Origin of the sequence: Marinobacter lipolyticus, assembly GCF_018424605.1 — a bacterium.
Classification (GTDB): Bacteria; Pseudomonadota; Gammaproteobacteria; order Pseudomonadales; family Oleiphilaceae; genus Marinobacter; species Marinobacter lipolyticus_B.
In genome coordinates this window covers 44971-70774 of record NZ_QTKT01000012.1, presented here as the reverse complement: position 1 = coordinate 70774, position 25804 = coordinate 44971, and the positions used below count along the sequence as shown (strand labels likewise).

The window sequence follows — 25804 nt, the reverse complement described above, 5'->3', positions numbered from 1 at the left end:
GCCAGCGGTTCACCTGACCACTACAGCTCCTGGATACTCAGCCCCAGGGCCTCGGCGCGGCTGCGGTTTTCGGGGCTGGTCACCACTGCGGTACTGGCCTGCTCCGGTGCCAGCCACTGCCTGGCCACCCGCTTCAGGTCATCCAGCGTCACCGCCAGCACCCGCTCGCGGAATCTGGCCCGCTGCTCCACTGAGCGCCCGAACAACCTGTTGTGGAAGGCGTGTCGCGCCGCTCCGGCCGGTGAGCGCGGCCGGTCCAGCTGACCAACCACACCCAGAATGGACTCCTCCAGCTCCTGGGGGTCGTGGTCTGTTTGCTGCAGCCAGGTCAGCGCATTGTCGAAATCGTCCAGGGTTTCCTCCAGGCGTGGGTCCCGGTAGGAGAAGAACCGGAATGTACCGTTCACACTGTCCTGCCCGGCTCCGCCACCATAGGCGCCGCCTTTCTCGCGGATTGCCCGGTGCAGGTAACCGTTACGCAGGAAGCCACCCAGCACGGTCAGGGCCGCAGCATCCGGATGGTCCACCGGTACCGTGGGGTAAGCCTTTGCGCAGAAGTTTACCTGGGTCGAGGTCAACCAGGCCTCCCGGGTGGTGTAATTCACCGGCGCCATGCTCCAGGCCTCGCCAGAGCCCGACGACGCCGTCTCCCAGCAGGTCTTGAGGTCATCCACCATCGGGTCCAGTTGATCCTCTTCACCGATCACCAGGAATTCCCGGGCCTGTTTGCGGACTTTCTCGTGCAGAGCCGCCAGTCGGCCGCAGAATGCCGCCAGTTCGGCCGGATCGTTCAGCGCCTTGTCCAGTTCCTTGGTGCCACGAATGGCCGCAAGGCCACCTATGCGGAACGATAGCCAGGCGCCCGGGCTCATACCCTGGGAGGCCGCCCCCATGGCCAGGCCATGGCCACTGCCGGTGACCGCCTGCTCGCGGCGAGCGCGGATCTGCGCCACCAGCTCTCGTACCCGCTCGTGCTCATCGAATCGGGCGCCGTGGAACACGTCGTTCAGCAAACGGGTCAGCTCGCTCCGGTTGCGGGCCAGCGCCTTGCCATTGAAGATCAGGTAGCCGGTGAGATCCTGCACATCATCGATCCGCCCCTTGGCCGAAAACGACGCACTGATGCCTCCGCTTTCCGCGGAGATACGGTCCTGCATTTGCAGGTAATCCAGCTCGCCACAACCCACTTCCGGGATCAGCGTGGTGTAATACGGCAACAGCAACAGCTCGTCTTCGGTCAGTGCCGGCACCGGCAGCACCACCTGCTCATACACCAGGCCATTGGTGCCACGGGCAAAGACGGTAGCGGCAATGTCGCCGTCGTAGCGGCTCTCCGGCTCTGGCATCTGCAGGGGCACGTCGGTGAGATCGACTTTCGGCAGAATGGAATCGTCGTCCTTACGCTGCTGGCGCTCTTCCAGTGCCTGGGCGCGTGCCACAATCTGCTGGACCTCATCATCGGTCAGCGCCGCCTTGCGTTGGGCCAGTGCCTCACGGATGGCCTGCTGCCGATGGCTCTCGAGCTTGTCATCGGGCCGCAGGGTCAGGGTGACCCGATGGGGATTCTCAAGCAGTTTGCTGCGGATCAATCCCGGCACATACTGCGGGTCACGGATTTTCTCGCGCATGTGCGCCAGCACCGGCTCCAGATCCAGCAGCTCCACCGGATCGCCTCCGTGCACCATGGGCGATATCGCGCTCATGATCAGCTGCAGCCCGTAAGGGAACTGGTCGCCGGCAATCTCCCGCTGGTGCAGCTCCAGCTGATGCAGTATGGCTTCGAGACGCTCTTCACTAACCCCTTCGTCAACCACCTTCTGCAGGGTTTCCTCGATCAGGGACTCCAGCGCCTTGTGCTGATCCGGCTCGCTGCCCTCGATACCGCATACGAAGGTCATCTCACGGTTGGAATCTTCCAGCCCGCACATGGGCGACGGCGCATGGCCAATATCGGTGGTTTCCAGCGCTCGCATCAGCGGTGAGGCGCTGTTCTCCAGTAGCACCGCGGAAAGCAGCTGCCCCTCCAGATTCTCCTGCAGATCGAAACTGTGACCCAGCAACCAGCCCATCACGATATGGGTCTTGCGCTCGGTACCCTCACCCTCATTCACCGCATAGCCCTGCTCCACACGCACCGGAGAGAACATGCGCTTTTCATCCCGCACCGGCAGCTCGATATCCAGGCGATCGAACCGCTTGAGTGCCAGCTCCTCGAAGCGCTCATGGTGCTCGTGGGCGGGAATATTGCCGTAGGTAGCAAAAATGGCGTTGCTCGGGTGGTAATGGTGGCGGTAGAACTTCACCAGATCGTCATACTCCAGATCCACAATGTGGTCCGGTTCACCGCCGCTGTTGTAGTGATAGGTCGTGGTCGGGAACAGGTGGCTCGACAGGTTCTGCCACAGCTGGGAGGTGGCAGAACTCATCGCCCCCTTCATTTCGTTGTAGACCACGCCGCGATACACCAGATCCGTTGAGGGATCGTCCGGCTTGTCGAACTCCAGGCGATGACCTTCCTGAGCGAAATCCAGCGGATCCAGTTTGGAGAAGAATACCGAATCCAGATACACCGACAACAGGTTGTCGAAGTCCTTCCGATTCATGCTGGCGAACGGATACGCGGTCCAGTCACTGCTGGTGAAGGCGTTCATAAAGGTGTTCAGCGAACGGCGGATCATCATGAAAAACGGGTCGCGCACCGGGTAGCGCTCACTGCCGCACAACGCCGTGTGCTCCAGAATATGAGCCACGCCGGTGGAATCCATCGGAAACGTTCGCAGCGCGACAAAAAAGACGTTCTCGTCGTTGTCGGCAGCCATATGCAGATGGCGCGCGCCGGTCTTGCGATGACGATACTCTTCCACGGTCAGGTTGAGAGTGTCGATACGGTGACTGCGGAGCTTCTCGAAAGCCGGGTGGGTTGCGTTGTCGATCACAGCGGCCATTCAGTCTATCCTGTGTTTAACAAATTGAGGGTTGTAGGGTAACACGCAAAGTCGATTATCATGCACCAGTCCTCCAGCCATAAGGTAGCGCCCGAATCCATGACCATCGCCGACAGCCACATCACGCCACGCAAGGGCTCAGTCCAGGCGCCGGAAGTTGCCGCCTGGTGGGCAGAGCGCCGCCATTACATCGAACAGATCCGTAAGGTACCCGATGTGCGCCAGCGTTACTGGCGCGAGGCCGCGGTCTATATGCTGCGGCGTATTCTGTGGTCCTTTGGCTTCTTTCCGGTATTCATTGCCTTCTGGGTCCCCTTTGTGATGTCGAGTTTCAATCCCGTGGTCATGGCCACCGACCTGATTCCTCTGCTGCAGGATTTTGTGGCATCCAACCCGGAGGTTCAGGCCACCACCCTCAGTACTCTGGCCATTGCCTGGGCGTCGGTGGGTTTCTTCTTTCTGGTATTCGACTTCGTGCTGACCCCCTTCCGCTCCCCCTATGAATACGAGGCAGACGTGTATATGCGTTCATGGGAACAGCTCAACCATGATCGGCTTCCGGACAAAGTGTGATTTGGCCTGCATTCTCGTTAAGTTCAGACACTTTCTGTTACATAACGTTGCATTCACTGGTTAAGATGATGGGGTCAGGAATGCAGGAATGCGAGGTTTCCCATGGTCGATTTCAGACCACTTCTGTTCATCAACGCACTGGCCCTTATGCTGCTGGTCACCGCGGGGTTTGCCTCGGTTAGCGAGGATGTGCCACTGGCTGACGCGTTGGTCACCGAACCGGAGTCCACCCAGGCGCAGATCGCCCGGATGACCGCCGAGCCCGAACAGACATCCGCTCCGCAACCACCCGCGGAACCAGAGCAGAGCGCAAAGCCGGACCACGGCTCTCGCCCCATCGAGCCGGTAACCGTCGCGGACCTGCCGCGCCAACCACCTGCGGCTGAACATTTTTCGATTGCGCCCATGCCGGAGAATCCAACCCAGGTCGCGATGGCCGAACCGTCCTCGGCGATGCCGACCCGTACCGATGTCGCGCCGGAACCCGCCAGGCCCGCGCCGACAACCGGCATGCTGGTGTTACGGTCCAACGTGATTGGCGACACGGTGACCATCAACGGACGTGAATACGGCGCCACCCGCCTTGATCTGGAGCTTGACCCTGGCCGCTACGACGTGACCATCAGTAAAGACGGCTTCAAGCCCTGGAACCAGACCGTTGCCCTGGAAGCAGGTGACGACATGACACTGGTTGGTAAACTGGAGGCCTACACCACGGTCAATTTCCGCAACGGCACCTGGATCGGCGGTGTCCGCACCGGTGATGGCACCTACGAAGACCGCAATGGCCTCAGGTACGAGGGTCACTTCGTTGACGGCCAGTTCCACGGCGAAGGAACCGCCTGGTACCCCGACGGCAGCCGCTACACCGGTGACTGGAACGAAGGCCGGCGCGAGGGCGAAGGGGTCTGGCGCAGCGCCGACAACAATCGCTACACCGGCCAGTTCCAGGATGACCGGTTCCACGGCCAGGGTACGCTTACCCTGGACAACGGCGATATTCTGACCGGCCAGTGGGCAGAAGGACGCCTGAACGGTCACGGCTCCCTGACAACGGCGGATGGCATGCTTTACGTTGGCGGCTTCCGCAATGACGAATTTCATGGCCAGGGCAGCCTCACCTACCCCGATGGCCGCTTCTATGAAGGCGAGTTCTCCAACGGCGATTTCCACGGAAAAGGTGCGGAAGTGTTTGCCGATGGCAAGAAGTACGAAGGTGAATACATCGAAGGCAAGTTCCACGGCCGCGGCCTGCTGCGCAACCCCAACGGCAGTTCCATCGAAGCCACCTTCAAACATGGCGAACCCTATGGCCAGGTGCGCCTGACCACGGCGGCCGGTGAAGTCTTCACCGCCCGCACCACGGAACCCGGTGTTTGCTATCGGGACAAGAGTTACCGGGCGACCCAGTGCCCGCAACTGGAAGGCTGGTAAGTCATCAGCCCGATAATGAACGCAAAGCTGTAACAGGTTGAGGTTGTGACATGGCGATCAAAAACGCACTTCTGGTAGACGACTCCAAGGTGGCGCGCTTTGCCTTGAGCAAACTGCTGGAAAGCAGAGACATGGAAGTCAACATGGCAGGTTCGGCAGAGGAAGCCCTGGACTTCCTGAACAGCAACCAGCGGCCTGACGTGATTTTCATGGATCATCTGATGCCCGGCATGAATGGCGTGGAAGCCACCAAGGCCATCAAGGGCAATCCGGACACCGCGGCCATTCCTATCATCATGTGCACCTCCAAGAAGTCCCCGACCTTCATGGAGGAGGCCCGGAACTTCGGCGTCTACAACATCCTGACCAAACCGCCCCATACCGAGGGCCTGGGGCTGGTGCTTGATCAGCTGGACAACGACGTGACCGAGGGCACGCTGCCGGAAAACCCGGTGCTGACGGCCGGAGAGCCAGCCCCCGACGCCGACGAAGACCTGCTGAACATTCCCGCAGACGCCGCACTGGAGCTGTCTCCGAAAGCAGAGCCCGGCGCCCGCACCAGCAGCGACGCACCGCAGACCGTGCCACTGACCAGCGACCTGATCGAGCAGATTGCCCGCTCGGCAGTGAAAACCCACATCAACAACCGCCTGCACGAATTGCTGAGCGACCTGTTTGATGAACAGTTTGACCATCTCAAACGCGCCCTGGACGATGCCAGCAAGAAACAGGACGCCGCTGTAGACGACAAACTGAAAGCTCTTTCCGAGCTGGTGGATGAGCGCACCCGCAACCTGCGCGACGAGGTTGCCGCCGAGGTAAATCTTAATCTGGGGCGGGAACTGGCAGACCTGAAGAAAGATCTGGCCCGTAACAGCGGCTTTACCAGCGAGCACATGGCGGAGCTGAAGGACCACATCACCAGCGTGCAGACCATCGATACCGAGTTCTGGCAGACCCTGCAGTCGGAAGCCATCCAGCAGGCCCACGAGATCTCCCGGGAAACGGCGGAAGACATTGCCCAACGCACCATAGACCTGTTCGTGGCCCAGCAGCGCTCTACCACGTCCAAACTCTACACCATGGGCCTTGCCGTCAGCCTGGGTATCTTTACCGTCGGCATTGCCTGGTTGTCGGGCCTGTTTGGCTGAGCCTGGGCCTGACCGCCGCCCAATCCAGCGGGGTGTCGACGTCGTCTGCCACCCCGGGAATCTCCACCCGGGTGGCGCCGGCGGCTAGCAGTACTGACGACGCCCCGCGATCGCCCTCAAGGGCCAGAATCTCTGGCCATAGCCAACGTGGCAGCCACGCCGGCACCCCGGGGCGCCCGGAATATTCAGCCGCCACCGGTTGACCCGGCATAAATCTCGCCGCCCTGGCCATCGCACTCAGAGCAGCGGCATCCAGCAATGGCTGGTCCGCCAGCAACACGAACACGCCCTTGGCTTCCGCGCCCAGGCTGGCTACACCCGCACGCAACGAGGCCGCCATCCCCTCGCCCCAGTCGGCCACCGGCAACCAGCACGCCGGCTGCACCCGGGCGCGAAAGCGCATCAAGGGATACCCGGCTCCGGTGGTTACCGTCACCCGGTCGCTCATCAATCGGGCTTGCCGAATCGCCTGATCCAACAGCGTGCCCTGCCCGGTCTCCAGCAGGGCCTTGCTGCGCCCCATGCGCCGGGACGCGCCCGCCGCAAGCACCAATGCGGGGAATTGCTCATGGCTGGCTTTCGGTGATTTATCTATGGTGTCATCCTCTTGCGAAACGGCGAATGGGCTCAGCGCGATCGACAGACTGCTAGCATTCACGGATTTTTGCTAGAATCCGCCCATCAATCAACCTCATCCTGTTCGGACTTCCCGATGAATCACCTGTTTGTGGACAACCTGACCGTCATTGATTTCGCCTATCTGGACCCCGCCCGGGGACTGGTTGGAGAAAGCTGGATTGCCGACGTGGTTCTCGGTGGCGAGCTGGACGAACAGGGCATGGTGTTTGATTTCAGCAACGTGAAACGCACCATCAAGCGAGTGATCGATGAGCGCGTGGACCACCGGCTGGTGATTCCCCGGGGTTATGAAGGCGTGGCCTGGAGCGAGGAGACGCCCGACACCTTTACCTGGACACTGACCGACGGTACTCGGATCACTCACCGCTCCCCGGATGAGGCGGTGGTCTGGCTGTCCGCGGAGCGGGTAGTGCCGTCAGCGGTGGCTGCGCTGCTGGAACGGGAGTTGATGGCGGTATTGCCGGGCAACGTGACGGACGTGGAGATACACCTGCGTGAGGACGTCATCGAAGGCGCCTATTACCATTACGTTCATGGCCTGAAGAAACACCTCGGCAACTGCCAGCGTATCGCTCACGGACACCGCTCGCCCATTCGCATCGATCGCAACGGCCATCGAGATTACGACCTGGAAAAGCGCTGGGCGACGCTATGGCGCGATATCTACGTGGGCTCGGAGGAAGACGTAACCCGGCGCTGGGTGGACGAGCACGGCACTGCCTACGTCACCTTTGAATACGAGGCCAACCAGGGCGAATTCGCGCTGACGCTGCCGGAACAGCGAGTCTACATGATGAGCACAGATACCACCGTGGAACTGATTGCCGCGCATATGGCGGATCAGTTGAAAGCGGAATTCCCCGAGGACACCATCCGGGTCAAAGCGTACGAAGGCGTTGGCAAGGGCGCTATCGCCTCTCGCTAAGCTCTTTTGCCAGAGTCTGCGCGCGGCGATAGGAAGCCTCACGCCCCAGCCTCAGAGAACGCTTTTCAGCTTTCCTCCAGACACAAAAAAACCGCCCGAAGGCGGTTTTTTTGATGGCTTTCCGGTGGACTAAACCGTCAAGCCGTATTGGCGTCCCCTAGGGGGTTCGAACCCCTGTTGCCGCCGTGAAAGGGCGGAGTCCTAGGCCACTAGACGAAGGGGACTAGAAATTGGTGGAGCCAAGCGGGATCGAACCGCTGACCTCAACACTGCCAGTGTTGCGCTCTCCCAGCTGAGCTATGGCCCCTCAACGGCTGCGTATATTAAGGATCCGCCCTATGGGCGTCAACCTTTAATCTCCATTTTTTTCAGTTTTCTGAACTTCCCTGTCCATTCCGTTTACTTCTTCACCAAAGCGGTTATTCCGCGAGCAATGCCGCGTATTCCTTTTCCACTTTCTTGGTTTCTTTCTTGGAGAAGCCACCCATGACTTCCAGGGCGTGGCGCAACCGGGAGCGGGTCATATCCGGCCCCAGCAACGCCATGGAATCCATCACCGACCAGGAGTTCGGCGTGCCGGCGATGGCCACGAAGATGGAAAACATGAAGTCGCCCATTTTCAGGTCCATGGCCTTGGCCAGGGTCTTGATGTCGGCAAAAATGTTGTCCTTGCTCCAGTGGCGCTGGGCCTCCAGCTTCCACAGGGTGAACTGCAGCACCCGCTTGATCTGGGCCTCTTCCAGCTTGTTGTGGGCGAAGTCTTCCGGCTTGAGATTGAGCATGCCCGAGAACATGAACGACGCCATGGGAGCCACATCGGAGAATACTTCCGCCCTCCCCTTGATGTGTGGAATCAGCGCACGCAGGGCGTCTTCGTTGAACCACCAGCTGCGCATCTTCTCCACGAACTGGTCGTCGCTCAGGTCCTCGCGCAGCCACATTCCGTTCAGCCAGCGCAGTTTTTCCACGTCGAAGACCGGGCCGCCAAGGGACACCCGCTGGATGTCGAAGTTCTCGATCATCTCGTTGAGGGTGAACTTTTCCCGCTCGTCGGGCATGGACCAGCCCATACGGCCAAGGTAGTTGGTGACCGCTTCCGGCAGGAAGCCCATGCGCTCATAGAAGTTGATGCTGGTGGGGTTCTTGCGCTTGGACAGCTTGCTCTTGTCCGGGTTGCGCAGCAACGGCAGGTGACACAATTCCGGCATATCCCAGCCGAAGTATTGGTACAGCAACTTGTGCTTGGGTGCCGAGTTGATCCACTCCTCCCCCCGTAGCACGTGGGTAATCTCCATCAGGTGATCGTCCACCACGTTGGCCAGGTGGTAGGTGGGCATGCCATCGGATTTCAGCAGGATCTGGCAGTCGACCTGGGACCAGTCGATCTCGATGGTGCCCCGGAGCATGTCACGGATTTCGCACACGCCTTCATCTGGCACCTTCATGCGGATCACGTAAGGATCGCCGGCGTCCAGGCGACGCTTCACTTCTTCCTCGGACAGTTCCAGGTCGCCCTTGATGCCGGGGTTCAGGCCCTGGGCCTTACGCTCTTCGCGGATCGCGTCCAGCTCTTCCGGGGTGCGGAAACAGTAAAACGCATGGCCAGCGGTGACCAGATCCAGCGCATACTGGCGGTAGGAATCCTTGCGCTCGGATTGACGATAGGGGCCGTGGGGTCCGCCCACGTCCGGGCCCTCGTCCCACTCCAACCCCAGCCAGCGCAGAGCGTCAAGAATGTCCTGCTCGGACTCTGCGGTACTGCGGGCCTGATCGGTGTCTTCAATACGCAGAATGAACTGGCCACCGTGCTGACGGGCAAAGCACAGGTTGAACAGGGCCACGAAGGCGGTACCAACGTGTGGATCACCGGTGGGTGACGGGGCAATTCGGGTACGTACGGTCATGAAACAGTCCTGGTAGATAAGTGGCCGACTGGAAAGCCACGCATTATAACGATCCGGGAGGAATTTCGCATGAGGTCAGCGGCTCACAACCTTTCGCTGCCAGCGCAATTGTTATATTATAACGTATCAATTCAGAGTCAGAGCCCGATCCATCATGCCCAATTCTTCACGAGCCAGCGCCGTTGCGCTGGGACTGGCTGCGCTGATCAGCCCGCTGTCCACCCTGGCTGCCACTCAGGTGGTCACTTCCATCAAACCGGTCGAACTGCTGGTCAAAGCGGTTGCAGCAGAGGATGTGGAAGTCACCAGCCTGGTAGCTTCAGGCTCCAGCCCCCACAACTACACCATGCGCCCCTCCCAGCGCCGGGCCCTGGAAAACGCCGACGTTATCTTCTGGGTGGGTCCGGAAATGGAAACCTTCCTGTCGCGCCTGCTCGGCGGCGAGGAGTTCAAGGCGAGAGCGGTATCGCTGATGCACGGTGATGAAGTACCGGAAGCTGAGGCTGCTGATGCGCACCATCACGACCATCATGACGATCACAATGACGCCCATGCCCACGATCATGGCGACGGCGAAGACCCGCACATCTGGCTCGACCCGGCACTGGCGCTGGGCATGGCACAGGATATCCATCGGGCACTGTCACAGCTTGAAGGTGCCGACACCGAGGCCCTCGACGCCAATCTTGCCCGCTTCGAAACCTCACTGCGGGAAGCCGAAGACGACATCCGCCACCGCCTGGAACCGCTGGCGGACATCAGCCTGTTTGCCTACCACGATGCCTTTACCCGTTACGCCGGGCATTTCAACCTGAAGCTGGAAGGGGTACTCACGCTGAATCCAGAGCTGTCTCCCGGGGCCCGCCACATTGCCGAGGTGCAGGACAAGCTGCGCGCCGCCAATCAACCCTGCCTGCTCACCGAACCCCAGTTCAATCGCCAGTGGTGGCGCTCCATCACCGAGGGTCTGGACATCACCTTCAGCACCTGGGATCCGCTGGCCACCGACGTTGAATCCGACCGCGACGGCTACGTGAACTTCCTGCAGGGTATTGCCGACAACGCGCTGAGCTGCCTGCCAGAGAAAACCCGGTAAGCCTTACCAGAGCACACCGAGCACAAGGGGAATCGACATCATGGCCAGCAATGTCTGGCCACTGATGATGCCGGCCATCAACGGCGCGTCACCACCGAGCTGACGCGCCAGGATGTAGGACGACGTCGCCGTGGGCAGTGCCGCCAGCAGCACCGCCACCTGCACCAGCATCCCTTCCAGCCCCAGCAACAGCGCCAACCCCGCGGTGATCAGTGGAAACGCCACCAGTTTGGCCACCGATGCCACCAGAAACGGCATTGAAGCGCCCCGCAGGGCTTTCAGTTGCAACCCTGCGCCCACCGTCATCAGCCCCATGGGCAACGCCAGATCGCTCAACGGCGCCAGAACACCGGCCACCAAAGGGTGAAAGCCGACCTGGAAAAAACTCCAGGTCACACCGATCACCGAGCCCACGATCAGCGGGTTGGTCACGATGGCCTTCAAAACCGGGCGCCACCGCAGCGGCCCCTGCCCCGCCACCAGCGAGAACATCAGGATACAGAGCAGATTCAGCAGCGGCACCTTGATGGCCACGGCAATGGCGATCAATGACAGGCCCTCGTCACCCAGCAGCATGCCGGCCGCCGCCAGGCCTACGTAGGAGTTGAAACGGATACCACCCTGAAACACCGAAGAGAACACCGGCCCGGGCCAGCGCCAGAAGCCTTGCAGTAACGCCAGCAACAGCGTCATCACCAGCAGCATGGCCACAATCAATAGCAGAATGTCGCCATAGGCGGACGCGGGCAGGCGGGCCTGGCCCAGCTTGTAAACCAGCATGGCGGGAAACAGCACGTAATAGGTGAAGCGTTCAGCCTGCAGCCAGAAACCGTCACCGGGGAAATTCCAGCGCCGGAACAGGTGCCCCATCACAATCAGTGCAAACACAGGTACCAGCGCCTGAACCATTACCGGCATTGCGTTACTCTCCCGCCCCACGGCCTATAAAGGTCGAAAGAATAACAAAGTTAGCAGGCTAGCGTCTTGACCCGACGTAACCTACTTGCGCCAGAGCTTGCGCAGCACCGAGCGAGTAACCGACGCCGGTGCGGACCGGGCAATCGGCCACAACGCCCGGAACTGCATGGAGATGGGGCGGTGCAGGCGTGGTTGTTCCGCCTGCGCCCACACCTGAGCGGCCACCAGATCCGGGGTCAGGTTCACCCCCAGGCTTTCGAAAAGTCGGGAGCTCTGCTCGTTCTGCTGCACCATGGCGGTTCTGACAAACGGCGGCATCAGATCGCACACACGGATACCGTGGGGCTCCCACTCAATATCCAGCGCTTCCGTCATGGCCCGCACCGCGTGCTTGCTGGCGGAGTAGGACGCAAAATCCGGAATGCCGTAGGCAGCAGAAGCCGAGCTCATGTTCACCACCTGCGCATTCGGCGTGGCTTTCAGATACGGGAACGCGGCATGCAATACCGTCATCAGGCCGATCACGTTGATCTCGACCACCGCGCGATGGTCCGCCAACGTAATCTCCTCGAACGGCCCGACCCGCAGAATGCCGGCGTTGTTGTGCAGCAGCCGCAGCTGGCCGCCGGTGCGCTCGGCAAACGCCGCCAGGCCCCGCGTCACCGAGGCCTCATCCACCACATCCATCACGTGGGTGCTGCAACGGTCGTCACCCAGCTCTTCCCGTAAGGCTGCCAGCGCTGCCTCATCCCGATCCGCCGCGCCGACAAACCAGCCTTTGGCGGCGAACAGCAGCGCGGTTTCACGGCCGATACCGGCGGCCGCGCCGGTAATAAAAATGCAGTCTTTCATGGACACTCCCCGTAATGGTTATCGCAGCGCTTCGATCAGCCCAGCAACAAGCGATAGACCATCACCAGCACCAGCAGGATCTGGATCAGGAAGAACGTCGCCCGCAGGAAGATCTGGACAAACGAGGTACCGCTGATGTGCACCACGCTCTGGGCGATGCGCGCATACAGCACGAATGCGGCCAGGCTGCCGATCGCTTCCAGCCGGTTCATCAGCCCGGCCACCACCACTACCGCCGCAAACACCGCGAAGTTCTCGATGCAATTGAGGTGCGCCGCCTTGGCCCGCTGCAGAATCGGCGCATCGATCGGCTGCTTGTTGCGCTCCCAGCTATCAATAGGTTTGGCGCCAGTGAGGGCCTGAGGCACACGGGGTACGGCATAGATCAGCGCCAGGATCAGCATCCATCCGGCGTACAACAGAACAGCGGTGTAAGCGGTCATTCATACTTCCTTTTTTTTTGAGTTCTGGAACCTTACTCGCCGAGCCACTTCGCCTTGGCTTTTTCAACCAGCGAACGGGCATCGTGATTCCAGGGGTGAAACCTCGGGCTGTAATACTTCAGATAAGATGGCACAAGTTTGCGAAACACGCCGGGCTTGCCCCACATGTAGTTGAACGCACCCGCCCAGGACTTCAGGTTGCTCAGCTGGCCGTCTTCTTTCATCAACTGAACCAGGTGAATGCTGGTGAATACCGGGAAGATTACACTCACCACCAGCATTTCCTGCAGCCGCACGCTCTCGCGGCCACCCACCGCTTTGTAGACGTCAAACGCCACCGCCTTGTGCTCCGACTCCTCAATGGCGTGCCAGGCCCAGATCTTCGCCATGCGCGGGTCCATTTCGTCCAGCGCGTCATACTTCAGCAGGAACTCCTCCGCCATTAGCGCGGTGAAATGCTCGACGGCGACGGTATGGGCCAGTTGCCGCTCCGGGCTGAAGTTCTTGCGCATCCAGTCCATGAACGCCTGAATTTCGCTTTCCAGGCGAGCCAGGCCAATGCCCCGATCCTCCAGGTAACCGTTCAGCAGTTTGTGCTCGCGGGAATGGTGCGCCTCCTGGCCGATAAACGCCCGCACCGCTTTTTTCAGCTCCGGATCGGTAATGCGATCCTGATAATGACGCACGGTATCAATGAAGAAGGTCTCGCCCGGTGGAAACGACGAAGACAGCGCCGCCAGTAGCAGCGTCTTGACCGGATCGTTATCCCACCAGTATTTCGGCACATCCTCCGCCAGATCAATCCTCGGGCGGCGCACCTGGGGAATCACGCTCAGGGGCGACTTGGCAGGCTTGCCTCTGGGCAAACGATTGGCTTTGGCATTCACGGCTGAGGTCATGGGCAGACTCCTGCATTCGGGACTTCTTGCAATCTGGCCTCCAGAGTACTGGTCATGACCCCGCCCCCGTGAGATGTTTGGCGGACAAAGCACTTGTCATTGGTGGCCAACCGTGAGCAACACCCAGCGTTACACCCTTCCAACTGACCTGCCAGGCTGGACCCGGCAGCCAAACCAGCCCGTGACCTACCCGCGCATGTTTGTGGAAGTGGCCCGGGAACTGGGGGCAAACCCCGCGGACGTACTGGAGCAGGCTGGCCTGTCGCCCGGTGCCCTGGATGACCCGGCCGGCCGCATTTCCTACCTGCAGACCCTGCACGTATTCGCCGCAGTGCATGCCGCCATTGGCGATACCGCGCTGGGATTCGACAACGGCTTACGCCTGCCCCTGACCGCTCACGGCAGCCTGGGTTACGCCCTGATGTGCGCCCCCAACCCCAGGGAAGCCATCGCGATTCTGGAACGGTTCTGGAACCTGCGGGGGCGCGGGGTGCTGATGACCGTGCGGCAAACCGAAACCAGCCTGTTCTTTGAAATCGAACCGGAGGTGCCCCTGCCCGAGCCGCTAAGGGAAATGATGTTCAGCTCCATCCTGACCAGTATTGTGCGGGGCATGGAGTTTGTGCAGCCGATCCAGCCCAGTGAACGGGAAATCTGGCTGCGGGGGCCTGAACCGCCTGGATACCAGCGCCGCCGCCAGCAGGTGCCGGGGGTGAAATTCAACATGCCCAGCGCCGGTGTGCTCCTGGGCGGTGACCCGGCCTGGTTGGACGCGCCCCTGCCCACGGCCAACCCCGAAGGCCTGGCCCAGGCGCTGGCCCAGTGTGAGCGGGAAAGCGCACTGACCGAAACCGACAACGACATCACCCGCCAGATCCGCGCGCACCTGGTGCTGGAGCAGAACGGCTACCCCACCCCGGAACAGCTCGCCACCAAGCTGTGCCTCACACCCCGAACCCTTCGCCGGCGACTGCATGAACAGGGCCTGAGCTACAAGCAGATTCTGGATGACGTGCGCCGCCGCGACAGCTGCCATCTGCTGGCCACTTCCGCGCTGGAGATCCAGAGCATCAGTGAGCTGCTGGGCTACGCAGACCCGGCAAATTTCACGCGGGCGTTCAAGAGTTGGACCGGGAAAGCCCCGCGGGTGTGGCGGCGGGATACCCGCTAACCCGTTTTCCTCTGCTCTCTGTGCAGTGCACCGCCGAGGGCATCGAAGTAACCGCGAAAGCATTCATTGATTCGCTGACGCTCGTTACCTCGCGGGTAGAGGCCCGCTCCGGCCTCGTCCGAATCCCGGGTACCCCGCACAAGGAAACGGTTCCGTGGCTGACAGTCCTCCACAAACGCTTCAAAGGCTCGGGCGCAGAGCTCTTCTGGCCTAGCGTAATACAGTACCTTCAGGTGTTCATCCGCTACTCGTGAGGCCCGGAACAATTCACTTGGCGAGGTACCGTCGTCGTTCAGGAGAACCGCCTGAAAGCAGGCGAAAAGGCGGTCATTGAGCGAGTGCTCTTTCGGTTTGGCACTGTTCAGCCAACTGGAAGATGCAAAGCCCTGGTTCGCCACTCCATGAAAGGCCTTGCTTCCCATGTAGTGGTCGAACCCATGAAACCATTCGTGGGCCAGACTGCCAGCACCTGCGTTTTTGGCAAGGGCCAACTGGCGGGTCGCCGGAATATAGTGAGCTGCCACGCCCGGTCTGCCGCCAATACCATATTGAAGCCCCAGAGTACTTCGCAGAGAGACCAGAGACTCCGGCCCCTGAAGCACGGTCATAAGGTCGCACAAGGCCTGATAGAACAGTGCCGCTGCCCGGTCTCGCTCCGGCGGTGTCACCCAACGGCCAATCTCAATACTGCGAAACCCGAATCGGCGCCTGACTTCGACAAACGATACCTGGCATTGATGACCCATGAATACTCCGGAACTGTATATAAATACAGTATTCTGTGGCAAGCCGGGATTGGGGTCAAGACCAGGGGCATCCGACGCGTTGTATCCGTGGTTGCACTACCTTTGCCAAAATGACCAAGCCAAACAGAACACTTAACTGATAAAATGACGACACTTTGTACACTCGAAAACTGGAAAATCCGGGCATTGAATGAGCATTATGGCACCTTCTGAACACAGCGACCGGGCCCCCTCAAGACGCTTTTGCGTCGCCCCCATGATGGACTGGACCACCACCCATTACCGTTACCTGGCGCGCCAGCTCAGCCGCAATACGCTGCTGTACACGGAAATGGTGACCACCGGTGCGCTGATTCATGGCGATACCGCGCGTTTTCTGCGCCATGACGAGGCGGAATACCCGCTGGCGTTGCAGCTGGGCGGCAGTGATGCCGGTGAACTGGCGCATTGCGCGAAGCTGGCGGAGCAGTACGGGTTTGATGAGGTAAACCTGAATGTGGGCTGCCCCAGTGATCGGGTGCAGAACAACATGATCGGCGCCTGCCTGATGGGGCATCCGGACAAGGTGGCCGAGGGGGTGCGGGCGATGATAGACGCCACAGGGCTACCGGTGACGGTCAAGCACCGTATCGGGATTGACGGCCGGGAGTCCTGGGACGATCTGTGCGAGTTTGTGGAGAAAGTGGCTGCTGCCGGTTGCCGCACGTTTATAGTCCACGCCCGCATTGCCGTCCTAGAGGGTCTGAGCCCCAAGGAGAACCGCGACATTCCGCCGCTGAAGTACGACTGGGTGTATCGCCTGAAGGACAGCTACCCGGAGCTGGAAATCATCATCAACGGTGGCATCAAAACCTTCGAGGAGTGCCACCAGCACCTGGAGCACACCGACGGCGTGATGCTGGGCCGGGAGGCGTACCACAACCCCTGGCTGCTGGCGGGAGTCGATCCCGAGTTCTTCGGGCAGGCCTCACCGGTGCAGAGCCGCCACGAGGCGTTACGGGCGACACTGCCGTTTATCCAGCGCGAACTGGACCGGGGCGTATTCCTTACACATATGTCACGTCACTTGCTGGGGCTGTTCCACGGACAGCCCGGGGGCCGTCAGTTCCGCCGCCACATCAGCGAGAACGCCCACAAATCCGGGGCCGGGCTGGAGGTGATCGAAGAGGCCCTGGCGAGGGTTCGCGAACCGGAAGAACCGGTGGTAACGCCCGCTTAACCAGAACTATGCCTTTTGTTGTCTTGTTCCTGTCAGACCAGCCCGTTATTGTAGGGAAATAGCCACAGGCTACGCGTGACACACGCGCTCACACCCGAGGAACGGGTGCTCCAATAACGAATCAACCGGGACGACAGGACGACGAATGACCAGCAAACTCGAACAACTGAAAACCATGACCACGGTGGTCGCCGACACCGGCGATCTGGACGCCATTGCCCAGTGGCGTCCGCAAGACGCCACCACCAACCCGTCCCTGCTGCTCAAAGCCGCCGCATCCGACGCCTATCGCCCGATGCTGGACAAGGCTGTGGCCATGGCCAGCCGCCAGGGTGGTTCCGCCTCCGATCAGCTGGCCTACGCCACGGATGCCCTGGCGGTACTGGCCGGTCGCGAGATTCTGCAACTGATTCCCGGGGTGGTCTCCACCGAAGTGGATGCGCGCCTGTCGTTCGATACCGAAGCCACCCTGGCCCGTGCCCGCCGCCTGATTGAACTTTACGATCAGCAAGGCGTTGACACCGGCCGGGTGCTGATCAAGATTGCGTCTACCTGGGAGGGCATCCGCGCCGCGGAGCAGCTGGAAAAGGAAGGCATCCACTGCAACCTGACGCTGCTGTTCTCGTTCATCCAGGCCGCCGCCTGTGCCGACGCCGGCGCCTTTCTGATTTCGCCGTTTGTGGGGCGGATTCTGGACTGGCACCTGGCCAACAGTGGCCGCGACAGCTATCCGGCCGCGGAAGATCCCGGCGTGCGGTCGGTCTCGCGCATTTACAATTACTACAAGGCCCACGATTACAAGACCGTGGTTATGGGTGCCAGCTTCCGCAACACTGGTGAAATCGAGATGCTGGCGGGCTGTGATCGCCTCACCATCAGCCCTGCCCTGCTGCAGGAGCTGAAAGACGACGCCGGCCAGCTTGAACGTCAGCTCTCACCCGCCACGGCCAGCAGCCACGACAAGCCGGGCACGCTGGATGAGCGCCTGTTCCGCTGGGAATCCAACGAAGACGCCATGGCCACCGAAAAACTGGCCGACGGCATACGCCGCTTTGCGGCGGACCAGATCGAACTGGAAAGCCGGGTTCGCACCTTGGCGAACGCCGCGTAATCCGCAACGCAGACACGGGAGTAGCAGCCAGACCATGATCGAACGCCTGAAGCAGTTGTTCGCCCCCAGTGAGGGAGAAACCCGCCGGGTTCCCGACCAGCATCAGCTGGCGGTGGCCGCTACCGCGCTGATGGTTCAGCTTTCCCAAGTGGACAACAAAGAGGATGACCGGGAACTGAAAACCATTGTGGAATGCGCGGTTAAAGCCCACGAGGTGACCCGGGAAGAGGCAGAAGACATCCTGCAGGATGCCCTCAGCCATGTAGAAGATGCCACGTCGCTGTACGAATTTACCGGCCAGATCAATGAGCACCTGGATCAGGCCGAGAAGCAGTCGCTACTGGAAAGCATCTGGCGGGTGGCGTTTGCCGATGGCCGCATCGACAAATACGAGGAACACCTGATTCGCAGAATGGCGGATCTGCTGCATCTTAATCATCGTGAGTACATGCAGGCACGTCACCGGGCCGAAGGCGCCGACTGAACCTTCAAGGAGCACACATGCTAGCCATCCTCCATCCCGATACGCCGCTGGACAGCGATGCCTATCGTCAGACCCTGCATTTTCTGGAAAACCTGCCCGGCGTTTCGGTCAGGGTCCATGAAATACAGGGCACCAGCCAGCGGCTGACTGAAATCTACCTGCTGGGGGATACCAAGTCCCTCGACAAAGAGGAGATCGAAGCACTACCCGCGGTGGAGCGTGCTATCCGCATTTCCGACGATTACCGCATTCTGGGCCGTCACCGCGATGACCGGCGCCAGAGTGGCTTCAGCTACAACGGGGTGCAATTCAACCAGTCGAACCTGAACATTTTCGCCGGCCTGTGCGCGGTGGATGTACCGGAACACGTCGAGATGATGATGCAGGCGCTGGAGGATCACGGCGAGGTCTGCACCCGCATGGGTGCTTACAAGCCGCGTACCAATCCCTATTCGTTTCAGGGGCATGGTAAAGGCTGCCTGCCCTGGGTGTTCGAAAAGGCCGGCAAGCATGGCATCAAGGTGATTGCCATGGAGATTACCCACGAGAGTCACATCGAGGAGATCGACACCTGCCTGGAAAAGCTGGGCCGCCCCACCGGGGTGATGCTTCAGGTCGGCACCCGCAACACCCAGAATTTCGAACTGCTCAAAGCTATTGGCCGCCAGAGCACTTATCCGGTGCTGTTGAAGCGGGGGTTCGGGATCACTCTGAACGAGTCCCTGAACGCGGCGGAATATCTGGCCAGTGAAGGCAACGCCAACGTCATCTTCTGTCTGCGCGGGATGAAAACCGAAGCTGGCCAGCCCCACCGCAACATGGTGGATTTTGCCCATGTGCCCGCGGTAAAACGGCTGACCCGCATGCCCGTGTGCGTGGACCCGTCCCACTCCGTGGGCAGCCGCGAGCAGTCGCCGGACGGCATTCTCGATGTCATGCACGCCACCGCACAGGGGGTGATTGCCGGCGCCAACATGGTACTGGTGGATTTCCATCCGAAACCGGAAAAGGCGCTGGTCGACGGTCCCCAGGCATTGCTGATGGATGAGTTGCCGGCCTACTTGGAAGACATCCGCCTGTGTCACGATACCTGGAAGAAACGCCAGGCCATTTATCAACGCTTGAAGGAATCAGCCCCAGAATGATCGTCTACGGACACCGGGGAGCCAAGGGAGAAGCTCCCGAAAATACCCTTGCCGGCTTTACCCACGCTCATCGTCACGGCATTCGCCATTTCGAGTTCGATCTGGTGCTATCCAAAGACGGCAAGCCGGTGATCATCCATGACCTTACGGTAGACCGCACCACTGGCCAGAAAGGCAACGTGGCGAACTACACCGTCGATGAACTCGCCGCCATGGACGCGCGCCGTAACTCCACGTCTTGGCCGCGAAAGGTGGGCGTTCCCGCGCTGGAGACCCTGCTGGATGAGCTTCCCGACCTGGAGCACCTGCAGCTGGAGGTCAAAAAAGACAGCCGCCAGCGTCTGAACGTGCTGTGCAACCGGCTGACCGAGATTATTCAGCGCCGGGATCTGTATCAGCGCGTGGCGGTGACCTCTGCCGACACGTGGTTTCTGCAGCAGATCCGGCGGCGTGACCGGCACATCCCCATCGGCCTGGTGACGGAGCGAAAGTTTCCGCGACCGGTGAACCTTGCGGCGCGTCTGCACTGTGATTTCCTGTGCATCAACTGGAAAATCTGCAGCAAGGCCATTGTGGAGGATGCGCACCGGCGTGGCCTGCACGTTTCGGCGTGGACGGTGAACCGCATCCACGACATGCTCGAACTGGAACAGCAAGGCGTGGACAGCATCATTTCGGACTACCCCACCAGCACACGCATGTTCTTTGACAACCGTGCCAGATCAATACCCGCCCTGACCCGCAGCGATCCTCCTGACAGCGTCGGCGAGCCCTCTGCGCTGTCCGCGAGCTGACCTTAAGGGCACAAAAAAAGCCGGGCTGTGGTGACTTCTCCACAGCCCGGCTTTTTGTTTGCGGCGAACTCAGAAAATCCGGTTGAGACCGTTCAGCGCCGCCACCCGGTAGGCTTCCGCCATCGTCGGGTAATTGAACGTGGTGTTAATAAAGTAATTCAGTGAATTGGCTTCGCCTTTCTGGTTCATGATGGCCTGCCCGATGTGCACGATCTCCGCCGCCTGGTCGCCAAAACAGTGAATGCCCAGAATTTCCCGCGACTCGCGGTGGAACAGGATCTTCAGCATGCCTACCGCTTCACCGGTGATCTGGGCGCGCGCCAGGTCCTTGAAAAAGGCCTGCCCCACTTCATAAGGCACCTTGGCCTCAGTGAGCTCGCGCTCGGTTTTGCCCACGGAACTGATCTCCGGAATCGTGTAGATGCCTGTGGGCACATCCGATACGTAGCGGAAATACTCATCGTGAACGATATCCGAGGACGCCGAGCGCCCCTGATCGTAAGCAGCGCTGGCCAGGCTTGGCCAACCGATCACATCGCCCGCCGCATAGATATTCTCCACTTCGGTACGGTAGTGTTCGTCCACTGCCAGCTGGCCACGGCCGTTCGGCACCAGGCCAATGTTTTCCAGCCCCAGTTTTTCGGTATTACCGCTGCGGCCATTGCACCAGAGGAAAGCGTCGGCGCGGATTTTCTTCCCGGATTTCAGCGACAGCACCACCCCGTGGTCATCTCCGTCTACTGACTCATATTCCTCGTTGTGACGCACCAGCACGCCATTGTTACGCAGGTGGTAGCTCAATGCGTCGGATATCTCGTCATCGAGGAAATTGAGAAGACGGCTGCCCGGGTTGATCAGATCCACTTTCACGCCAAGACCGGCAAAAATTGAGGCATACTCGGAGCCGATCACCCCGGCGCCGTATATGATCAGCGTGCGCGGCGTATGGGACAGATTCAGGATGGAATCAGAGTTGTAGATCCGGTGGTGGCGGAAATCCACGTCTGGCGGGAGGTACGGCCGCGAGCCCGTGGCAACAATGGCCTGTTTGAAATGCAGGGTTTCCGCTGACTTGGCGCCACGCACTTCAATCCGGTTGCCATCCAGAAAATAGGCACGGCCGTTTATCAGTTCCACCCGGTTGCGGGCGTAGAACTGGGTCCGCAGCTTCACCTGCTTGCCAATCACCTTCTGGGCGTTCTGCAGTACACGCGGAAAGGAGAACCAGCGTGGTTCGCCAATATCCCGGAACATCTGATTGGTATTGAAGGTGATGATCTGTTTGACGGAATGGCGCAGAGCCTTGGAGGGAATCGTGCCCCAATGAGTGCAGTTTCCCCCGACCGTGGGCTTGTCTTCGATGATCGCGACACGTTTACCGTGTTTCGTCGCATTCATCGCTGCGCCTTCTCCGGAAGGGCCAGCGCCGATAACGACGACGTCGTAATGATGTTCTGCCATGCGTGCAGTGACTCCTTATGTACGTCGTGACAAAGTGGTGTTGTTATTTTCGGGTAGCGTCGTAACTCAGTTCGTCGGCGGTTTTCCCCTCATTGGCAATCCGCTCGTTCTCTTCCTCACACTTCTGCGTGTTACCGCCACAAATATCGCAGGACTGGCTGATACCCAGGGCGCCAATACCGCCGCAGGTGCCGCTGATCGGCTTTCGACCCAGAATCACGCCAATGGACATGGCGGCCACCAGGACCAGTACAATCAATAGAACCAACAGAAAGGTACCCATAAGGCCTCCCCTTTACTGAGTAAGGTACGACGTGAATGCGGGCGTGTGGTGCGATTCGAAGCCGCCTTCCCGCCGCACGATGAAATAGGCGGCGATGTTTTCGCGGGTTGCCAGCGCCTGTGCCCGCTCGTAACCCATCACATTAAATCCCGTCGCCAGGGCATCCGCCCGCATCGCGTTCTCGGCGATTACCGTAACCGACGCCAGATTGTGACGAATCGGTTCGCCGGTATCAGGGTCAATTGTATGCGAATAGCGCCGGCCTTCCGATTCGTAATAGTTACGATAATCACCCGAGGTTGCCATGGCGTGGTGATCCAGAGCAACGACCCGGTTAATCTGACGCCGTTCTGACACCGGCTCCTCTATGGCCAGCCGCCAGGCGCTGCCGTCTGGCTTGCGGCCATTCACCCGCACCTCGCCGCCGATCTCTACCAGATAAGACTCCAGCCCGACGCTCTCAAGGTACCTCGCCACAGCATCCACCGCGTAGCCCTTGGCAATCGCAGACAGATCAATGTATTGCGGGCGGCTGGCACGCACGGCGGGTGGATCTGCCCGCAACTCGAGTTTTTCGTACCCGGTCGCCTCCAGTCGCGTCGCCAGCGCATCCTCGGCGGGAACCTGTTCCGGCCGGGCCTCCGGCCCGAACCCCCACAGGTTGACCACAGGGCCGATCGTCACGTCGAATGCACCGTCGGTCAGGCTCGATACTTCGGCTGCGCCGGCGAGCACCTCATACAACGGGGCCGACAGCTCGATCCATTCCGTCTGGTCCTCAAGGCGGTTCAGGCGGGAAAGCTCGGAATCTTCTCGCCAGGTCGACATGGACGCGTCCACCTCTTCGAGAACCTCGTCAACGCCTTCACCAAGATTCTCAAGGCGCGACTCATCGCCGGTCAATACGACATTGATATGGTACTGGGTACCGAACACCGGCCCGGCGATTTCCCAGATTTGTTCTTCCGACTGAAACGAACAACCCGCCAGCGCAACCGTGGCCAGCGTCAATACGACGCTGGCCATAGCCACCCTGACGGGTCGGAACATGCAGGATGTCATCTGAGTTGATTACCCTCCGAAGTCATCCAGCATGATGTTCTCGTCTTCGACACCCAGATCCTTGAGCATCTTGATGACCGATGCGTTCATGATCGGGGGCCCACACATGTAGAACTCACAATCTTCCGGAGCCGGATGGTCCTTCAGGTAGTTTTCGTACAACACGTTATGGATAAAGCCGGTGGGGCCTTCCCAGTTATCCTCGGGCAGCGCGTCAGAGAGGGCGACGTGCCACTCGAAGTTATCATTTTCCTCGGCCAGGCCGTCGAAATCTTCCACGTAGAACATTTCGCGGACGCTTCGCGCGCCGTACCAGAAGCTGATCTTGCGCTTGGAGTTCAGGCGCTTGAGCTGGTCGAAGATGTGGGAACGCATCGGGGCCATACCGGCGCCACCACCGATGAACACCATTTCAGCTTCGGTCTTCTTGGCGAAGAACTCACCGAACGGCCCCATCACGGTGACCCGGTCACCCGGCTTCAGGTTGAACACGTAGCTGGACATGATGCCCGGCAGGTGATCGGTGCCCGGAGGCGGGGTGGCGATACGAATGTTGAACTTGAGGACACCTTTTTCTTCCGGGTAGTTCGCCATGGAATACGCGCGGATGGTGTCTTCCTTGTTGATCGCCTTGTAGCGCCAGATGTTGTGCTTGTCCCAGTCTTCGTGGAACTCCTCCTCGATATCGAAATCCTTGAAATCGATTTCGTAAGGGGGGCACTCCAGCTGAACATAACCGCCGGCGCGGAAGTCGACTTCTTCGCCTTCCGGCAGCTTCAGCACCAGTTCCTTGATGAAGGTGGCCACGTTGTGGTTGGAGACAACCTCACACTCCCACTTCTTGACGCCAAAGAACTCTTCCGGCACTTCCACCTTCATGTCCTGTTTCACAGGAACCTGGCAGGACAGGCGCCAGCCTTCTTTCTCTTCACGGTTGGTGAAGTGGGTCTTTTCCGTGGGCAGCATGGCGCCGCCGCCGTCCAGAACCTTGCACTTGCACTGGGCACAGGTACCGCCGCCGCCACAGGCAGACGACAGGAAAATGCCGTTGTTGGCCAGAGTTCCCAGGAGCTTGCCACCGGCTTCGGTGGTCAGGGTGTGCTCCGGGTCGTCGTTGATTTCGATGGTCACATCACCGGTGCTTACCAGCTTTGAACGGGCCGCGAGGATAATCGCAACCAGCGCCAGTACGATAACGGTGAACATGACCACGCCGAGAATAATTTCTGTACTCATGGTCTCGCCTTTTCGTTAAACCGAATCACCGGGTTGATTACAGTGAAATACCTGAGAACGACATAAAGCCAAGGGACATCAGACCAACAGTGATGAAGGTGATACCCAGGCCACGCAGACCGTCCGGTACATCGCTGTACTTCAGTTTCTCGCGGATGCCGGCCAGCGCTACGATCGCCAGCGCCCAGCCTACACCGGCCCCGAAGCCATACACCACACTTTCACCGAAGGTGTAGTCCCGCTCAACCATGAACAGCGACGCACCGAGGATGGCGCAGTTCACGGTAATCAGCGGCAGGAACACACCCAGCGCGGCGTAAAGCGCGGGAATGTACTTGTCCAGCACCATTTCCATGATCTGAACAATGGCAGCGATAACCCCGATATACGTCAGCAGCCCGAGAAAGCTCAGGTCAACATTCGGCAACCCGGCCCAGCCCAGGGCGCCCTCACGGAGAACACTGTTATACAACAGGTTGTTCACCGGCACCGTCACGGTCAGTACGACAACAACGGCAATACCCAGGCCAACCGCGGCTTCGATCTTCTTCGAGATCGCCAGGAAGGTACACATCCCCAGGAAGAAGGCCAACGCCATGTTCTCAACGAAAATGGCCTTCAGAATCAAGCTGATATAATGTTCCATCAGAAGGCCTCCTTGGCGGTGTGGCGAGACATCTTGTAATCCGGCTCTTCCACCTGCTCCGGCTTCCAGGTCCGCAGACCCCAGATCGCCAGACCGATGATGAAGAAGGCGCTCGGCGGCAACAGCAGCAGACCGTTCGGCACGTACCAGCCGCCCTCATTAACCACCGGCATCAGCGAAACCCCGAACAGGGAACCCGCACCCAGCAGTTCACGGAAGAAGGCCACGAAGATCAACAGTACCGAGTAACCCATACCGTTACCCACGCCATCCAGGAAGCTCAGCCAGGGGCCGTTCTTCATGGCGAAACCTTCCGCACGGCCCATAACGATACAGTTGGTAATAATCAGACCAACAAATACCGACAGCTGTTTGGAAATTTCATAGGCGAACGCCTTGAGTACCTGGTCGACCACGATAACCAGCGAAGCAATGATGGTCATCTGGACGATGATCCGGATGCTCCCGGGAATCTGGGTGCGCACCAGCGACACCGCGAGGTTGGAAAATGCCGTCACCGAGATTACGGCCATGCACATAACCAGCGTAACGTTCATGCTGGTGGTAACCGCCAGCGCGGAGCAAATCCCGAGGATCTGCAACGCGATCGGGTTGTTACTGAAAATCGGCTCGAAGAGAACCTGTTTGGCTGAAGCGTCTGCCATGA

25 protein-coding genes and 2 tRNA genes are annotated in these 25804 nt (G+C 60.0%); 11 read left to right on the top strand and 16 right to left on the bottom strand.

The features are described 5' to 3' along the window. Window positions 1–20 precede the first annotated feature (20 nt). Window positions 21–2945 (bottom strand): insulinase family protein, encoded by a 2925-nt coding sequence (locus DYI22_RS15075; protein WP_213478904.1) that lies wholly within the window; start codon window positions 2943–2945, stop codon window positions 21–23. A 99-nt stretch (window positions 2946–3044) separates the two neighbouring features. Here DYI22_RS15075 and DYI22_RS15070 point away from each other — a divergent pair, with 99 nt between their 5' ends. From DYI22_RS15070 to DYI22_RS15060, 3 genes are all read left to right on the top strand, one after another. Next, on the top strand, window positions 3045–3518 hold the full coding sequence (locus DYI22_RS15070) for a hypothetical protein (RefSeq protein WP_213478931.1): 474 nt from the start codon (window positions 3045–3047) through the stop codon (window positions 3516–3518). 102 nt (window positions 3519–3620) lie between these two features. Beyond that, window positions 3621–4952 carry an MORN repeat-containing protein gene (locus DYI22_RS15065; RefSeq protein ID WP_213478903.1) on the top strand — a complete coding sequence of 444 codons (1332 nt, stop codon included), beginning with the start codon at window positions 3621–3623 and terminating at the stop codon, window positions 4950–4952. A gap of 50 nt (window positions 4953–5002) precedes the next feature. Continuing rightward, window positions 5003–6103, top strand: coding sequence for a response regulator (locus DYI22_RS15060; RefSeq protein WP_213478902.1), 1101 nt, complete (start codon window positions 5003–5005; stop codon window positions 6101–6103). On the opposite strand, the gene DYI22_RS15055 is transcribed toward DYI22_RS15060, so the two are convergent. Beyond that, window positions 6063–6761 (bottom strand): nucleotidyltransferase family protein, encoded by a 699-nt coding sequence (locus DYI22_RS15055; RefSeq protein ID WP_323132927.1) that lies wholly within the window; start codon window positions 6759–6761, stop codon window positions 6063–6065. The two genes, DYI22_RS15060 and DYI22_RS15055, sit on opposite strands and share 41 nt — an antisense overlap. A 54-nt stretch (window positions 6762–6815) precedes the next feature. Between DYI22_RS15055 and DYI22_RS15050 the strand changes: the two genes are divergently transcribed. After that, complete coding sequence (locus tag DYI22_RS15050; RefSeq protein ID WP_213478901.1) at window positions 6816–7667, top strand: 6-pyruvoyl trahydropterin synthase family protein; 852 nt, start codon at window positions 6816–6818, stop codon at window positions 7665–7667. Window positions 7668–7815: 148 nt separating this feature from the next. On the opposite strand, the gene DYI22_RS15045 is transcribed toward DYI22_RS15050, so the two are convergent. The 3 genes from DYI22_RS15045 to gltX all read right to left on the bottom strand — a co-directional run bounded on the left by DYI22_RS15045 (window position 7816) and on the right by gltX (window position 9571). Continuing rightward, window positions 7816–7891, bottom strand: a tRNA-Glu gene (locus tag DYI22_RS15045). Between the two features lie 7 nt (window positions 7892–7898). Next, window positions 7899–7974 (bottom strand) — tRNA-Ala (locus DYI22_RS15040). A gap of 112 nt (window positions 7975–8086) precedes the next feature. Then, window positions 8087–9571, bottom strand: a complete 1485-nt coding sequence (gltX, locus tag DYI22_RS15035; RefSeq protein ID WP_213478900.1) for a glutamate--tRNA ligase — start codon at window positions 9569–9571, stop codon at window positions 8087–8089. 154 nt (window positions 9572–9725) lie between these two features. Between gltX and DYI22_RS15030 the strand changes: the two genes are divergently transcribed. After that, window positions 9726–10667 (top strand): zinc ABC transporter substrate-binding protein, encoded by a 942-nt coding sequence (locus tag DYI22_RS15030; RefSeq protein WP_213478899.1) that lies wholly within the window; start codon window positions 9726–9728, stop codon window positions 10665–10667. Between the two features lie 3 nt (window positions 10668–10670). On the opposite strand, the gene DYI22_RS15025 is transcribed toward DYI22_RS15030, so the two are convergent. From DYI22_RS15025 to DYI22_RS15010, 4 genes are all read right to left on the bottom strand, one after another. Then, window positions 10671–11585 carry an AEC family transporter gene (locus tag DYI22_RS15025; protein WP_213478898.1) on the bottom strand — a complete coding sequence of 305 codons (915 nt, stop codon included), beginning with the start codon at window positions 11583–11585 and terminating at the stop codon, window positions 10671–10673. Between the two features lie 81 nt (window positions 11586–11666). After that, a complete protein-coding gene (locus DYI22_RS15020; protein ID WP_213478897.1) occupies window positions 11667–12437 on the bottom strand; it encodes an SDR family oxidoreductase in 771 nt (256 codons plus the stop codon). 35 nt (window positions 12438–12472) lie between these two features. Next, on the bottom strand, window positions 12473–12880 hold the full coding sequence (locus tag DYI22_RS15015) for an MAPEG family protein (protein WP_213478896.1): 408 nt from the start codon (window positions 12878–12880) through the stop codon (window positions 12473–12475). 32 nt (window positions 12881–12912) lie between these two features. Further along, window positions 12913–13779: a metal-dependent hydrolase gene (locus tag DYI22_RS15010; protein WP_213478895.1), complete on the bottom strand. Its 867-nt coding sequence runs from the start codon at window positions 13777–13779 to the stop codon at window positions 12913–12915. Between the two features lie 112 nt (window positions 13780–13891). On the opposite strand from DYI22_RS15010, the gene DYI22_RS15005 reads away from it, so the two are divergent. Beyond that, complete coding sequence (locus DYI22_RS15005; protein WP_213478894.1) at window positions 13892–14950, top strand: AraC family transcriptional regulator; 1059 nt, start codon at window positions 13892–13894, stop codon at window positions 14948–14950. On the opposite strand, the gene DYI22_RS15000 is transcribed toward DYI22_RS15005, so the two are convergent. Beyond that, on the bottom strand, window positions 14947–15696 hold the full coding sequence (locus tag DYI22_RS15000) for a CLCA_X family protein (RefSeq protein WP_213478893.1): 750 nt from the start codon (window positions 15694–15696) through the stop codon (window positions 14947–14949). The two genes, DYI22_RS15005 and DYI22_RS15000, sit on opposite strands and share 4 nt — an antisense overlap. A gap of 199 nt (window positions 15697–15895) precedes the next feature. Here DYI22_RS15000 and dusA point away from each other — a divergent pair, with 199 nt between their 5' ends. From dusA to DYI22_RS14975, 5 genes are all read left to right on the top strand, one after another. Continuing rightward, window positions 15896–16915: a tRNA dihydrouridine(20/20a) synthase DusA gene (dusA, locus tag DYI22_RS14995; RefSeq protein WP_213478892.1), complete on the top strand. Its 1020-nt coding sequence runs from the start codon at window positions 15896–15898 to the stop codon at window positions 16913–16915. A gap of 145 nt (window positions 16916–17060) precedes the next feature. Beyond that, complete coding sequence (tal, locus tag DYI22_RS14990; protein ID WP_213478891.1) at window positions 17061–18026, top strand: transaldolase; 966 nt, start codon at window positions 17061–17063, stop codon at window positions 18024–18026. Between the two features lie 34 nt (window positions 18027–18060). Beyond that, the gene (locus DYI22_RS14985; RefSeq protein ID WP_213478890.1) at window positions 18061–18510 is read left to right on the top strand and encodes a TerB family tellurite resistance protein; all 450 of its coding nucleotides are present in this window, start codon (window positions 18061–18063) and stop codon (window positions 18508–18510) included. 17 nt (window positions 18511–18527) lie between these two features. Further along, window positions 18528–19655, top strand: coding sequence for a 3-deoxy-7-phosphoheptulonate synthase (locus DYI22_RS14980; RefSeq protein WP_213478889.1), 1128 nt, complete (start codon window positions 18528–18530; stop codon window positions 19653–19655). Next, the gene (locus tag DYI22_RS14975; RefSeq protein ID WP_213478888.1) at window positions 19652–20449 is read left to right on the top strand and encodes a glycerophosphodiester phosphodiesterase; all 798 of its coding nucleotides are present in this window, start codon (window positions 19652–19654) and stop codon (window positions 20447–20449) included. Before DYI22_RS14980 ends, DYI22_RS14975 begins: the two co-directional genes overlap by 4 nt. A 69-nt stretch (window positions 20450–20518) precedes the next feature. Here DYI22_RS14975 and sthA read toward each other — a convergent pair whose 3' ends face one another. From sthA to DYI22_RS14945, 6 genes are read right to left on the bottom strand one after another with little or no spacing between them, the layout of a single operon-like run. After that, entirely contained in the window at window positions 20519–21910 is a 1392-nt protein-coding gene (gene sthA, locus DYI22_RS14970) for a Si-specific NAD(P)(+) transhydrogenase (protein ID WP_213478887.1), read from the bottom strand. Between the two features lie 43 nt (window positions 21911–21953). Then, a complete protein-coding gene (gene nqrM, locus DYI22_RS14965) occupies window positions 21954–22193 on the bottom strand; it encodes a (Na+)-NQR maturation NqrM (protein ID WP_213478886.1) in 240 nt (79 codons plus the stop codon). Between the two features lie 12 nt (window positions 22194–22205). Next, window positions 22206–23219: an FAD:protein FMN transferase gene (locus DYI22_RS14960; RefSeq protein WP_228301063.1), complete on the bottom strand. Its 1014-nt coding sequence runs from the start codon at window positions 23217–23219 to the stop codon at window positions 22206–22208. 45 nt (window positions 23220–23264) lie between these two features. Further along, the gene (nqrF, locus tag DYI22_RS14955; protein ID WP_213478884.1) at window positions 23265–24491 is read right to left on the bottom strand and encodes an NADH:ubiquinone reductase (Na(+)-transporting) subunit F; all 1227 of its coding nucleotides are present in this window, start codon (window positions 24489–24491) and stop codon (window positions 23265–23267) included. 37 nt (window positions 24492–24528) lie between these two features. Beyond that, entirely contained in the window at window positions 24529–25137 is a 609-nt protein-coding gene (nqrE, locus tag DYI22_RS14950) for an NADH:ubiquinone reductase (Na(+)-transporting) subunit E (RefSeq protein WP_213478883.1), read from the bottom strand. Continuing rightward, a complete protein-coding gene (locus DYI22_RS14945) occupies window positions 25137–25802 on the bottom strand; it encodes an NADH:ubiquinone reductase (Na(+)-transporting) subunit D (RefSeq protein WP_213478882.1) in 666 nt (221 codons plus the stop codon). The genes nqrE and DYI22_RS14945 overlap by 1 nt, the downstream gene beginning before the upstream one ends. Window positions 25803–25804 lie beyond the last annotated feature (2 nt).

What these genes read in the sequence shown, in the direction of transcription:
- DYI22_RS15015 (WP_213478896.1), bottom strand. Translation starts at nt 12,880, where the DNA reads ATGACCGCTTACACCGCTGTTCTGTTGTACGCCGGATGGATGCTGATC.
- nqrF (WP_213478884.1), bottom strand. Translation starts at nt 24,491, where the DNA reads ATGAGTACAGAAATTATTCTCGGCGTGGTCATGTTCACCGTTATCGTA.
- nqrE (WP_213478883.1), bottom strand. Translation starts at nt 25,137, where the DNA reads ATGGAACATTATATCAGCTTGATTCTGAAGGCCATTTTCGTTGAGAAC.
- DYI22_RS14945 (WP_213478882.1), bottom strand. Translation starts at nt 25,802, where the DNA reads ATGGCAGACGCTTCAGCCAAACAGGTTCTCTTCGAGCCGATTTTCAGT.
- DYI22_RS14975 (WP_213478888.1), top strand. Translation starts at nt 19,652, where the DNA reads ATGATCGTCTACGGACACCGGGGAGCCAAGGGAGAAGCTCCCGAAAAT.
- sthA (WP_213478887.1), bottom strand. Translation starts at nt 21,910, where the DNA reads ATGGCAGAACATCATTACGACGTCGTCGTTATCGGCGCTGGCCCTTCC.
- tal (WP_213478891.1), top strand. Translation starts at nt 17,061, where the DNA reads ATGACCAGCAAACTCGAACAACTGAAAACCATGACCACGGTGGTCGCC.
- nqrM (WP_213478886.1), bottom strand. Translation starts at nt 22,193, where the DNA reads ATGGGTACCTTTCTGTTGGTTCTATTGATTGTACTGGTCCTGGTGGCC.
- DYI22_RS15060 (WP_213478902.1), top strand. Translation starts at nt 5,003, where the DNA reads ATGGCGATCAAAAACGCACTTCTGGTAGACGACTCCAAGGTGGCGCGC.
- DYI22_RS15070 (WP_213478931.1), top strand. Translation starts at nt 3,045, where the DNA reads ATGACCATCGCCGACAGCCACATCACGCCACGCAAGGGCTCAGTCCAG.
- dusA (WP_213478892.1), top strand. Translation starts at nt 15,896, where the DNA reads ATGGCACCTTCTGAACACAGCGACCGGGCCCCCTCAAGACGCTTTTGC.
- DYI22_RS15010 (WP_213478895.1), bottom strand. Translation starts at nt 13,779, where the DNA reads ATGACCTCAGCCGTGAATGCCAAAGCCAATCGTTTGCCCAGAGGCAAG.
- DYI22_RS14960 (WP_228301063.1), bottom strand. Translation starts at nt 23,219, where the DNA reads ATGGCCAGCGTCGTATTGACGCTGGCCACGGTTGCGCTGGCGGGTTGT.
- DYI22_RS15075 (WP_213478904.1), bottom strand. Translation starts at nt 2,945, where the DNA reads ATGGCCGCTGTGATCGACAACGCAACCCACCCGGCTTTCGAGAAGCTC.
- DYI22_RS15025 (WP_213478898.1), bottom strand. Translation starts at nt 11,585, where the DNA reads ATGCCGGTAATGGTTCAGGCGCTGGTACCTGTGTTTGCACTGATTGTG.
- DYI22_RS15020 (WP_213478897.1), bottom strand. Translation starts at nt 12,437, where the DNA reads ATGAAAGACTGCATTTTTATTACCGGCGCGGCCGCCGGTATCGGCCGT.
- gltX (WP_213478900.1), bottom strand. Translation starts at nt 9,571, where the DNA reads ATGACCGTACGTACCCGAATTGCCCCGTCACCCACCGGTGATCCACAC.
- DYI22_RS15065 (WP_213478903.1), top strand. Translation starts at nt 3,621, where the DNA reads ATGGTCGATTTCAGACCACTTCTGTTCATCAACGCACTGGCCCTTATG.
- DYI22_RS14980 (WP_213478889.1), top strand. Translation starts at nt 18,528, where the DNA reads ATGCTAGCCATCCTCCATCCCGATACGCCGCTGGACAGCGATGCCTAT.
- DYI22_RS15050 (WP_213478901.1), top strand. Translation starts at nt 6,816, where the DNA reads ATGAATCACCTGTTTGTGGACAACCTGACCGTCATTGATTTCGCCTAT.
- DYI22_RS14985 (WP_213478890.1), top strand. Translation starts at nt 18,061, where the DNA reads ATGATCGAACGCCTGAAGCAGTTGTTCGCCCCCAGTGAGGGAGAAACC.
- DYI22_RS15000 (WP_213478893.1), bottom strand. Translation starts at nt 15,696, where the DNA reads ATGGGTCATCAATGCCAGGTATCGTTTGTCGAAGTCAGGCGCCGATTC.
- DYI22_RS15030 (WP_213478899.1), top strand. Translation starts at nt 9,726, where the DNA reads ATGCCCAATTCTTCACGAGCCAGCGCCGTTGCGCTGGGACTGGCTGCG.